Below are 11,806 nucleotides of genomic sequence, written 5' to 3'. Positions count from 1 at the left end.
AAAAACAATTGTACTGTGTTTTGATCAATAAATTGGTTGGGGTGAAGTAAGTGATAGGGAAATTACTGAAGAATACAGTATTTACCGTGTCTGCGGTGATTATTACTGTTCTTGCCATATTGGGAGCGGTCATGCCGCAAGCATTCGGCGATGCTGCTTCGTACTTGTTCAATTTTACGACGAATAATTTTGGCTGGTTTTATCTGCTATCGATTTTTGTCATTATTATTTTTCTTATCTGGGTAGCTGCAAGTAAATATGGGAATATTCGACTAGGCGGTGAAAAAGAGAAGCCAGATTATCCTTTTTTCACTTGGATCGGGATGTTGTTCTCGGCAGGTTTTGGTGTAGGTCTCGTATTCTGGGGTGTCGCGGAACCGATGAGCCACTTTTTCACGACCCCTTTTGCAGGGGGAGAACCGCAATCCCCGGAATCTGCGCGTGTAGCCATGGGGTATTCATTCTTTCACTGGGGGATCAGTCAATGGTCTGTGTTTGCTCTTGTAGGCCTTGTCATCGCTTTTCTTCAATTCCGAAAGAAGAAGGATGGACTTGTATCCACGGCGCTTGAACCCGTAGTGGGCAAGAAAACGACCGTGAGAAATACAATTAATATACTGGCAGTCGTTGCAACCGTCATGGGGATCGCTACATCTATTGGTCTTGGTGTGATGCAAATGAGCGGCGGGCTAAATATCGTTACGGGTGTCGAAAGTAGTACACTGATTCAGCTCGGCATATTAGCATTGGTTTTTATTGCCTATATGGTTTCATCAACAACTGGGTTGGACAAAGGAATTAAACATCTGAGCAATCTGAATTTGGCACTTGCCCTATGTTTCCTAGTATTTGTGTTAACACTAGGGCCAACGGTCTTCATATTAGAGACGTTTACACTAGCCATTGGCGATTACTTTACGAACTTTATTCAATACAGTTTACGTCTTCAGCCGTATGCCGAAGGAACATGGGTACGGGACTGGACGATATTTTACTGGGCATGGGCGATCGCTTGGTCACCCTATGTTGGAGCTTTTATCGCGAGAGTATCCAAAGGAAGAACGGTTCGAGAATTCATTGTCGGCGTTATGGTTGTTCCGCCCCTTATCGCGTGTATTTGGATTGCGGCATTTGGGGGAACGGCACTCTGGTTCGATCTGCATGAAAGTACAGGGATTGCTGCAGCCGTGCATGCGGATGTAACCACTGCGTTGTTCCAAATGTTTGCTCATTTGCCGTTGTCGACGGTGATGTCCATCTTGTCGATCCTTCTTATTCTGACGTTCCTTGTTACTTCTGCCGATTCAGCGACGTATATTCTAGCCAGTATGACTACATCTGGAAACTTGAACCCGCCGATGGCTGCCAAAATCGTATGGGGCACGCTTATGGCCGCTATTGCCGGTGTGCTGCTATTTGCGGGAGGACTTGAGGCGTTGCAAACGGCCTCGTTGATTGCGGCATTGCCGTTCACTGTCCTGTTGCTACTATTGATTGTGGCCATGGTTAAGCTTTTGCGAAAGGAACCTTTGCCTATTCGTAAAGCTGATCTGAAACGATTCCAGCGGCTTGAAGAGGCTTTGAATAGGGATAAAGTGTGATAGATCATAGGAAAGTCTATACTCAGGAAAAAAGTGAATGAATTATAGGGAGGGGGGCGCTATGGCGCTCCTCTTATTTGTCCTGATAAGATGTCGTAAGAGACTGGGCAGAAAGGAGAAGCCAAATGGAACTACGAAGGTACCGTGACGACGATATCAATCTGGTCGTCACCCTATTTTACGAAACGGTTCATAGTGTAAACGCCCGAGATTATTCGCAAGAGCAGTTGAATGCTTGGGCATCGATGGATGAAAAGGAATCCAGAATGAGGAGTTGGGGCATTTCACTCAAACAGAATATTACGTATGTTGCGGAATTAGACGGTATTCTTGTAGGTTTTGCCGATATGACCCTTGAGGGTTATCTGGATCGGCTCTACATACATAAAGACTTTCAAGGCAGGGGAATCGCTTCCGCTTTGGTGAAGGAACTGGAGAAGGATGGCGAAAGATTAGGACTGTCCAGCATTGAGACGGATGCAAGTATTACGGCTAGACCATTCTTTGAACGCCGGGGGTATGAGCTTCTACAGGCGCAAACCGTATGACGTGGAGACGTGCAATTAACGAATTATAAAATGAAGAAGTCGATTAGATAAACCCTTCAGTTGTTAAGTTGTGGATGTACGATGTCTTCGTTGCCATAAAAAAGAGATCTGAATCTACAACGGAGAAGGTGGAATCATTCTGGAGAAGCGAAGCGTGCACCTTTGTCCCCGGATTTCAACATTATTCACAAAAATTCAGAAGAAATTTGGGGACAACAGTGATCGGAAGAATGATCCGCATACGTAGTGATGCACAGGCTACTACACTTCAACCTGACAGGAGGTTATTTGTTGTATTCTCTTTTTTTAGTCGTCTACTACTAGGGTTCTGCAATGACTAGGTTCGTGTTTATTTTGCGGAATTGCTGGATCGTATTTTTGTTCAGATGGGTATCCGTCACAAGAGTATCAATTTGATCAAGATGCGCGATGGAGACCGTAACATCTTTACCAAACTTGGTGCTGTCAGCGGCAATGTAGATCTCTTTGGATATTTCGATGATTTTTTTGCGGGTGATGGCCTCTTCAAGATTATAGTCGGAGATGCCCTTCTCAATCGTGATACCGCTGGCACATATAAAGGCTTTCAAAATGTTCAACTGATTAAAGTTAAACATATAATCATAGGCTACGACGGATTGCTCATTAAGTCTTACTTTTCCCCCGATAATAACAAGCTCCATATGGCTATTCATTAGCTCATTAACGACAGGAATAGAGTTCGTGACCACGGTCAAGTTCTTGAAATGCTTGATGTATTTAGCGATTTGATAGGTGGTAGAGCCGCTATCTAAATAAATGCAGTCTCCATCTTCGATATATTCGGCGCACTTGCGCGCAATCATTTCTTTTTCCTCCAGATGGCTAACCATCCGTTCATCCATTGAGGATTCAGCAAACTTCGATTCGATCAGCTTAACCCCACCATAGATTTTCTCGATTTTCTTTTGTTTCGTCAGCGTATTCAGATCTCTGCGCAGGGTATCAACCGAAATATTCAGCTCTTCGGTCAATTCTGATATTTTCAACACCTTCTTGATTTGGAGCAGATCTAGAATCTTCTGCTGCCTCTCCAGTGGAAACATGCTATCACCCGACCTGTCATGTCATTTGTTGGAATTGATTCACTCCTAGTGTACTCATAGCGATCCCCACATTCAATAGATTTACCTCTTGTATTCGTTAACTTATACGCAAATTTAGTTCAAGTTGTTCAAGAGTTAGTAATGATGTAGTTATGATATATGCATAATTTACCTAGATTTTACACGGATGCGGATTTACCCTTACATTTCCACTTTATACTGAGGTTGTGTTAAGGGAGGTGCAAGGTTTGCTAAAACTGCAAAATATACGCAAACATTTTGATGGCAAAGTTGTTCTGGAGAACATTGATCTTGTCATTAACACAGGAGAGATAGTCTCTCTACTGGGTCCGAGCGGAAGTGGTAAGACGACATTGTTGAACGTCATTCTAGGATTAACCAAGACCGATCACGGGTCGCTCATTTTTAATGATACGGATTTAAGTCGTGTCCGGATGAAGGACCGCGGATTTAATATCGTTTTTCAAGACTATGCACTGTTCCCTAACCTGAATGCGTACGAGAATATCGTATATGCTCTTAAAAACAAAAAGGGCCTAATCACAGAGAAAGAGGTACAGGAATATATCGAATTTCTAGAACTTACACCGCATTTGAATAAGAAGATTGGTGAGTTATCGGGAGGACAGAAGCAGAGAGTGGCACTGGCCAGAACGCTTGTAACAAAACCGAACATATTACTGCTGGATGAGCCGTTAAGTGCACTCGATGGCGTCATTAAGGAGTCGATTAAGCAGCGTATTCAATCCATTGCGAGAGAGTTTAAGCTGACGACAATTATCGTGACGCATGATCCAGAAGAAGCGTTAACGTTGTCAGACAAAATCCTGATCATCAATCAGGGACATATTGCTCAGTACGGAACGCCGGAAGAGATCATGCATCAACCAAGTAATGATTTTGTGAAGGAGTTCATTATTGGACAGCTGCAGATTAAGAGGCGGAACATCTATCACTTATTCGGTGAACAATATGCGTAGTACTAAGCCTGAAATGAGAGTTATGTTTACATTCATCCTGTTGCTATTTACCGGTTTCCTGCTCGTCCCTCTGGTCATTTTATTCATTCAATCTCTGCAGACAAATGACGGGCTTTCTCTATCGAATTATTTATCGATATGGTCGAATCAGGAATTACAGATTGCGATCGGTAACAGTGTGAAAGTGTCGGCTTTGACGGCTGTGATCACCACGATCTTAGCCTTTACGCTGGCGTATGCGATTCATTGCACCAAAATTTACAGTCCGATCAAAAGTGTGCTGAGAACCGGCATCGTTGTCCCCATGCTGCTGCCTACCATTACATACGGTTTTGCAATTATGTATTCATTCGGTAATCAGGGCTTAATCACCAAAATCATAGGGCAGAACGTATTCAATATCTATGGATTTAACGGTCTATTAATCGGATATGTAATTTACACGCTGCCACCAGCATTTCTCCTGATCCATAACGCATTTAAGTATATCGATAAAAAATTCATCATCGTTTCCAAACTGATGGGTGACGGCACATTAAGAAGTTTTAGAAATACGGTTGTTCGTCCGTTATCCGGTTCACTCGGCGGCGCTTTCGTTCTTTCCTTTATTCTCAGTTTTACCGATTTCGGAATACCGGCTTCGGTGGGAGGGACGTATTCGGTAGTTGCGACACAGCTGTATCAGGTCATGCTAGGCTCGATTCCTGATTTTAATAACGGTGCGGTTATCGCTGTCCTTATGCTGATTCCAGCCGTGTTCGGTATATGGCTTCTGAGCTATCTGGAGAAACGGAACTTCCATTATGACAAGACGACCGAGACGGAGTTGCCGGAGCATAAGTTCAGAGATGTGGCCTTTGGGATTGTTTCGATCATTATTTTGTTAGGAATGCTCTCGATCTTCGCGATCATGTTCATTGCTCCTTGGCTGAACAGCTATCCCTATGATCTGACGTTCACGTTCAAACACGTAGTGAATGTGTTCCAATCGAGTGATTTATCAGGAGTTTATAAAAATTCACTGTGGGTTGCTATATTGACAGCTGTCTTCGGTACGTTGATTGCGTACAGCTCGGCACTTCTGAATGTCCGGACCTCACTTAAATCGAAGTCCACGTTCGATGTGATATCCATGATGACGAACACCATACCGGGTATGGTGCTAGGTATATCCTATTTACTGCTCTTTAATGGAAGCAGTTTGAAAGGTACGTTTATCATTATCGTGCTGTGCAATATCGTTCATTTCTTTACGACGCCTTATCTGATGGCCAAGAACTCGCTCTCCAATATGAACCCTTCTTGGGAAACAACAGGCGAGCTGCTCGGAGACAGCTGGCTGAAGACGGTATGGCGTGTTATTTTACCGAATTCCGCTTCAACGGTCATTGAGATGATCAGCTACTTCTTCATCAACGCGATGGTTACTGTCAGCGGCATTATCTTTCTGGTATCGGCTCAGACGTCGCTTGTTGCCAGTAAGATCAAGGAGCTGCAGCATTTTGCGAAGTTTAATGAAATCTTTGTCCTGTCGATGCTGATCTTCTTCACGAACTTGCTTGTCAAGATTCTGTGCGACTATGCGCAGAAGAGAAGCTCGATAAATCGTTAGAAGATAGTTTGTGCTTGTTATTGAAGTAATTTCTTCAACGGAGAAGGCGGAATTATTCTGAAGAAGCGAAGCGGTCGCCTTTGTCCATGGATTTCAACGACTAAGAAATAATTCAAAAGAAATCCAGGGACAACAGCGATCGGAAGAATAATCCGCATTCGGAGTGTTGAAAGAACTACATTATAAGGAGATGAATTCTATGTTCAAAACGATGAAAGGTATGCTGCTAACATTACTTGCTGCAAGCTTGGTGCTCACAATGGTAGGATGCAGCGGCAAGGCGGCAGGATCGGACAAGGTTGTCATCTATACGAATGGGGATGAAGAAGCGGTAAAGTCTATGGAGACTTCACTAAACAACGGAGGTTTTGAAGGTCAGTATGTTCTTCAGTCTCTTGGCACTTCAGAACTTGGTGGCAAATTGATTGCCGAAGGAAACAAGATTGAAGCTGATCTCGTTACGATGAGTTCTTACTTTATCGAAAGCGCACAGAGCAAACATTCGATGTTTAAAGACCTTACTTTTGAAACGAATGCTATCAACGATTATCCAGCTTATTACACACCCGTTCTTGCGAATACGGGCGCGATCTTTGTGAATACTGAGGTGCTTAAAGAAAAGGGGCTTCAAACTCCAGCGTCTATCACCGATTTAACAAAACCGGAATTTAAAGGTTTGGTATCGATTCCGAATATTATGGATTCCTCGACAGGCTGGTTGCTTGTTCAAGCAATATTGAATCAATATGGCGAAGAAGCAGGGAGAGGCGTTCTCAAAGATCTGATCGCAAATGTGGGGCCGCATCTTGAAAGCTCTGGCTCGGGTCCAATCAAGAAAGTTCAAGCTGGAGAGGTTGCTGTTGGTTTTGGACTTCGTCACCAAGCGGTTGTGGCTAAGGAGTCAGGGGCACCCATTGATTATATCGATCCAGCAGAAGGGAACTTCTCGCTTACAGAGTCAGTTGCTGTTGTGGACAAAGAGAGTGAAACGACCGATCTTGCGATGAAGATGGCGGAGACAATCATTAAAGATGCAAGAAAAGAATTAATTCAAAATTATCCGGTTGCTCTTTACGAAGGTGAGACCGTGTCTGATATGAACAAACCGGCTCACGCCATGACTTTTGAAAAACCGTTGACGGTAGAACTGCTGGAGCTTCATCAGCAAATTTTTAACTCCGCTAAATAAGTTTGTTATACAAGACAGAATACAGAAATTCTACAATGAGGAGTGTGTGGAGATGAACACTTATAAATTGTTAACACCAGGCCCGCTCACGACATCAAGTGCCGTGAAACAGGAAATGCTCTATGATCGCTGTACCTGGGACGATGACTATAAAAGCATTACGCAAAAAATCAGGTCCCAGCTTCTTGAACTGGCAGGTGCGGATCAGACGCAATATACCGTTGTACTCATGCAAGGAAGTGGTACGTTTTCTGTTGAATCTGTGTTCACCTCTACAATATCAAGCGATGATAAGCTGCTTATCATTACGAATGGTGCTTACGGCGAACGTATGGTAAAGATGGCGAGTTATATCGGACTGAACTATACGGAATACAGCGTGGAGTATCATCGTTATCCAGACGAAGCGGAAATCAGAGCTATTCTGGAAGAGGACGCGGACATTACGCATATCGCAATGGTGCATTGTGAGACGACAACGGGAATTCTGAATCCGCTGGAGATGATCTCGAGCATTTCATCGGAATACGGAACGACTCTGATTATCGATGCGATGAGCAGTTTTGGTGGTATTGAAATCGATGTGCCGGGATTAGGTATTGACTACTTGATTAGCAGTGCGAACAAATGCATTCAAGGTGTACCCGGATTTGGCTTTGTCATTGCTAAGAATGATAAGCTTGCCGCATGTAAAGGGGTAGCGCGCAGTCTTTCGCTGGATCTGTATGATCAATGGAAAGAGATGAATGGGTCTGGAAAATGGCGCTATACCTCACCGACACATGTTGTTGCGGCATTCTCGAAAGCACTGGATGAGCTGGTAGAAGAGGGTGGCGTATCCGCCAGATTCGCGAGGTATCAGCGTAATAATCATTTACTTCGAGAAAGACTAGCGCAAGCAGGCATTCATGCGTATATCTCGGATGAGAAGCAATCTCCGATCATAACTACATTTTTGTTCCCGAATACAGGTTTCAGTTTTGCGGATTTCTACGCCTACGTGAAAGAAAGAGGGTATGTCATTTACCCGGGCAAGCTGACGGATGTAGACACCTTCCGGATCGGGAATATTGGTGAAATCTATGAGGAAGATATCAACACCTTATGCACAATTATTGAACAATACATGGGAGTGGTGAGCGTATGAATAGAATCGAAGGCGTAATCTTAGATTGGGCAGGAACAGCGGTTGATTTCGGATGTTTTGCACCGGTAAATGTATTTGTTGATATTTTTAGAAACGCAGGTGTTGAAGTGACGATGGATGAAGCAAGAGCGCCGATGGGGATGTTGAAGATTGATCATATTCGTGCGATGTTGTCCATGCCAAGAGTCTCTGCCCTGTGGAAAGAACAGTATGGAAGAGCCTTTACTGAGCAGGATGTAGAGAACTTATATACAGAGTTTGAGCCCGCCCTCATGGCTTCCTTGTCAGAATATACAGACCCTATTCCTGGTGTCATTGAGACCGTTCAAGTTTTGCGTAATCAGGGACTGAAGCTGGGATCAACAACAGGTTACACGAACTCGATGATGGAAGTTGTCGTCTCTAATGCTCTGAAGAAAGGATATAGCCCTGACTGTTATGTGACACCGGACGCAACGAATTCCTGCGGGAGACCTTACCCTTATATGATCTACAGAAATATGGAGCAGTTGAAACTATCGGCAGCTTGGAAGGTTGTTAAAGTCGGAGATACGACCTCTGATATTCGGGAGGGAGTCAATGCAGGTGTATGGTCTGTTGGTGTAGCGGTTGGAAGTTCCGAGATGGGACTAAGCTTGGATGAATATAATGCGCTGTTACCTAAGGAGCAGGAAGATGCGATTTTGAATACAGAGCAGTCTTTTGTAGAGAGTGGTGCTGACTTCACGATCCGAACGATGAACGAGCTTCCCGGATTAATTGATAGCATTAATAAGCTGATCGCAGCTGGAAATCGGCCAGGAAGAGGTCTTGTTACCGTATAATTGCTACTCTTACACATTTTCATTAGAAGAAGGATAGAAGGGCTTGAAAAATGAGCTCTGCTATCCCTTTTTTTATCAGAATAATAAAGTGATCACTCACTTTTTTATTGAAATCAGCATTAAATGCATATATAATCTTTACAAAGTGATTAAACACTCACTTTTTTTAGAGGGGGAGATGACGAATGGAAGATACGGTTATTATCCAAGATGTAAGCAAAAGTTTCGGCAAAAAAGTCGTGCTTAAAAATGTTTCTTTTGAGATTAAAGAAGGCCGCATTTACGGATTTATCGGTCCTTCAGGGGCTGGGAAAACAACCTTAGTAAAGATGATTGTTGGAATGGATGTTCCAGATCAAGGTTCTATTCACTTATTAGGAGAAAAAATGCCTAATCTAGATATATTGCAACAGATAGGATATATGGCTCAGTCGGATGCTTTATATACTGCCCTTACGGGCAAGGAAAATCTTAAGTTTTTTGCATCACTCTTCAGACTAAACAAAGCAGACCGTCAGAAACGAATTGCGTATGCTGCAGATCTAGTCAATTTAACTGCAGACCTGGATAAGAAAGTATCAGCATACTCTGGTGGAATGAAACGCAGGCTGTCTCTTGCGATTGCTTTAATTCAGAACCCCAAAGTTCTAATTTTAGATGAACCGACCGTAGGCATTGATCCTGAATTGAGATTAAGTATATGGAATGAATTGCTGCGATTAAAGAAAGAAGAAGGAAAAACGATTATTGTAACCACTCACGTCATGGATGAAGCTGAGAAATGCGATTACATTTCAATGGTTCGTGATGGTGCAATCATTGCTCATGGCACACCTGTTCAATTGAAGGAACAATATTTAGTGAATACCTTGGACGAAGTATTCTTGAAAGCAGGGGAGAAGTAATATGAGAACTTTGGCGCTGATCAAAAGAATATTGCTGCAAGTGGTTCGAGACAAACGTACCTTGGCTCTACTATTTATTGCCCCCTTATTAATCCTGACGCTTATGAACTTGGTCTTTAACGGGAAACAAGTGGAGCCTGTTCTAGGCATTGAGAATGGAAATGAGCAAATCATCGCATTATTAAAAGATGCAGATATTATAGTGGAACAGTATGAGAAGGTTTCTGATGTAAATGACGCTATAGTAAATCATGATTTAGATGGGTTTTTACAAATTGAAAAGGACAACTGGGCAATAACGCTGCTTAATGATGATCCCACAATAGCTAAAAGTTTAGAGATGAAAGTGAAGCAAATTGTTAGCAAAGAAGCTCAATTACTACTGATGAGTCCTAACCAAATACAAGGAGAAATGCCTTCACAAGATATCTTGCAAACCAAATATGTGTATGGAAGTAGTGATACCGAGGTTTTTGATACCTTTAGTCCTGTGCTGGTTGGATTCTTTGTCTTCTTTTTCGTATTCTTAATCTCCGGTATAGGTTTGTTAAATGAAAGAACAACGGGTACTTTAGAACGTCTCATGGCAACACCGATCAGAAGAGGAGAAATTGTTTCTGCTTATCTTATTGGTTACGGTATATTAGCAGTCGTGCAAACGATCATTATCGTTCTATTTTCGATAAATGTGCTCGATATGATCCTAGTGGGTTCCATTTGGAATGTGATGTTAATTAACGTAATTGTTGCTCTAGTAGCATTGTCACTAGGTATATTATTGTCTACTTTTGCGAGTTCAGAGTTTCAAATGGTGCAGTTCATTCCACTGGTCATTGTTCCTCAAGTTTTCTTCTCAGGAATATTCTCAATTGAAGGAATGGCTGATTGGTTACAGGTGTTTGCTAAATTCATGCCTTTATATTATGCAGCGGATGCATTAAAAGGAGTTATGTATAAAGGATTGAGCTTATTCGATATTAGTGGTGATCTGTACGTTTTAATAGCCTTTGCTGCTGTATTTATCGTATTGAATTTGTTTGCACTTAAAAAGTATCGTAAACTGTAAACACAATAAATTGATAACGTGTTAAGAAGTTGGTGACTAAATGTTTAATGATAATATATTGAATGAGATGGCTGAAATCATAAAAAAAAGCAGCAAGCCAACGGTTAAACAAAAAAGAATAATTGAGTCTGCTATTACACTCTTTGCTGAAAAGGGATATTCGAATACATCAACTTCTGAAATCGCAAAAATGGCCGAGGTAGCAGAGGGAACCATCTTTAAACATTACGGCACAAAAGAGAATTTATTACTATCTCTTATGGCATCCTTTATAAAAGATTTTCTCCCTTCAATGGCAGATGAATTAATAGAAGAAATTATGAATGATGCTGTATCATTCGAACAATTTCTGAAAGCTCTAATAAAAAATCGGGTGGCTTTTTTCCTGGAAAACAAAGAGATCTTCCAAGTATTTATAAAGGAAGTCATCTATAAAGAAGATTTGAAAAACGAATTACTTCCTTATATATTCGAAAATGTTACATCGCGATTAATAAATATTATAGAGCTCTTTCAAAAACGTGGTGAGCTCATTCAAGTACCTAGCATGTCCATTCTGAAAATGATAGGAACATTTTTAGCAGGATTCTTTATTTCTCGCTTTGTATTGTTGGATATTCAGTCTATTCGTGATGATGAAATCGATGAAATGGTATCTTTTGTATTGAATGGTATTGGGCAGCCGTCTCAATAAGCACAATGATTAGAAGCTGTCTTTACAGCTTCTTTTTTATTTTAAATTTAGTTCTTTGTATAAGATGATATATAGGACTTCATTCCATCATATGGTAATATTGATGAGCGAGCGGAGTCGGCACAGGCTGCCGC

At 42.0% G+C, this 11,806-nt stretch carries 11 protein-coding genes; 10 read left to right on the top strand and 1 reads right to left on the bottom strand.

The features are described from left to right. The first annotated feature begins 50 nt into the window (after positions 1-50). The gene (locus ACFQV5_RS09515; protein ID WP_379246026.1) at positions 51-1,601 is read left to right on the top strand and encodes a BCCT family transporter; all 1,551 of its coding nucleotides are present in this window, start codon (positions 51-53) and stop codon (positions 1,599-1,601) included. Between the two features lie 125 nt (positions 1,602-1,726). After that, positions 1,727-2,149, top strand: coding sequence for a GNAT family N-acetyltransferase (locus ACFQV5_RS09510; protein ID WP_379246024.1), 423 nt, complete (start codon positions 1,727-1,729; stop codon positions 2,147-2,149). 320 nt (positions 2,150-2,469) lie between these two features. On the opposite strand, the gene ACFQV5_RS09505 is transcribed toward ACFQV5_RS09510, so the two are convergent. Next, entirely contained in the window at positions 2,470-3,234 is a 765-nt protein-coding gene (locus tag ACFQV5_RS09505; RefSeq protein ID WP_379246022.1) for a DeoR/GlpR family DNA-binding transcription regulator, read from the bottom strand. A 248-nt stretch (positions 3,235-3,482) separates the two neighbouring features. On the opposite strand from ACFQV5_RS09505, the gene ACFQV5_RS09500 reads away from it, so the two are divergent. From ACFQV5_RS09500 to ACFQV5_RS09465, 8 genes are all read left to right on the top strand, one after another. Further along, entirely contained in the window at positions 3,483-4,235 is a 753-nt protein-coding gene (locus ACFQV5_RS09500; protein ID WP_379246020.1) for an ABC transporter ATP-binding protein, read from the top strand. Then, positions 4,228-5,847, top strand: a complete 1,620-nt coding sequence (locus tag ACFQV5_RS09495) for an ABC transporter permease subunit (protein WP_379246018.1) — start codon at positions 4,228-4,230, stop codon at positions 5,845-5,847. The genes ACFQV5_RS09500 and ACFQV5_RS09495 overlap by 8 nt, the downstream gene beginning before the upstream one ends. A 199-nt stretch (positions 5,848-6,046) precedes the next feature. After that, positions 6,047-7,036 (top strand): extracellular solute-binding protein, encoded by a 990-nt coding sequence (locus ACFQV5_RS09490; RefSeq protein WP_379246016.1) that lies wholly within the window; start codon positions 6,047-6,049, stop codon positions 7,034-7,036. 52 nt (positions 7,037-7,088) lie between these two features. Then, the gene (phnW, locus tag ACFQV5_RS09485) at positions 7,089-8,183 is read left to right on the top strand and encodes a 2-aminoethylphosphonate--pyruvate transaminase (protein ID WP_379246014.1); all 1,095 of its coding nucleotides are present in this window, start codon (positions 7,089-7,091) and stop codon (positions 8,181-8,183) included. After that, the gene (gene phnX / locus ACFQV5_RS09480; RefSeq protein WP_379246012.1) at positions 8,180-9,007 is read left to right on the top strand and encodes a phosphonoacetaldehyde hydrolase; all 828 of its coding nucleotides are present in this window, start codon (positions 8,180-8,182) and stop codon (positions 9,005-9,007) included. Before phnW ends, phnX begins: the two co-directional genes overlap by 4 nt. Before the next feature lie 185 nt (positions 9,008-9,192). Then, on the top strand, positions 9,193-9,912 hold the full coding sequence (locus ACFQV5_RS09475; protein ID WP_379246010.1) for an ABC transporter ATP-binding protein: 720 nt from the start codon (positions 9,193-9,195) through the stop codon (positions 9,910-9,912). Between the two features lies 1 nt (position 9,913). Continuing rightward, complete coding sequence (locus ACFQV5_RS09470) at positions 9,914-10,978, top strand: ABC transporter permease (protein ID WP_379246008.1); 1,065 nt, start codon at positions 9,914-9,916, stop codon at positions 10,976-10,978. Positions 10,979-11,018: 40 nt separating this feature from the next. Continuing rightward, positions 11,019-11,672: a TetR/AcrR family transcriptional regulator gene (locus ACFQV5_RS09465; protein WP_379246006.1), complete on the top strand. Its 654-nt coding sequence runs from the start codon at positions 11,019-11,021 to the stop codon at positions 11,670-11,672. The last annotated feature ends 134 nt before the right edge of the window (positions 11,673-11,806 follow it).

Origin of the sequence: Paenibacillus sp. GCM10028914 (assembly GCF_042666275.1) — a bacterium.
In the GTDB taxonomy this organism is placed as follows: Bacteria; Bacillota; Bacilli; order Paenibacillales; family Paenibacillaceae; genus Paenibacillus_AQ.
This window is presented reverse-complemented; position numbering and strand designations above follow the sequence as displayed.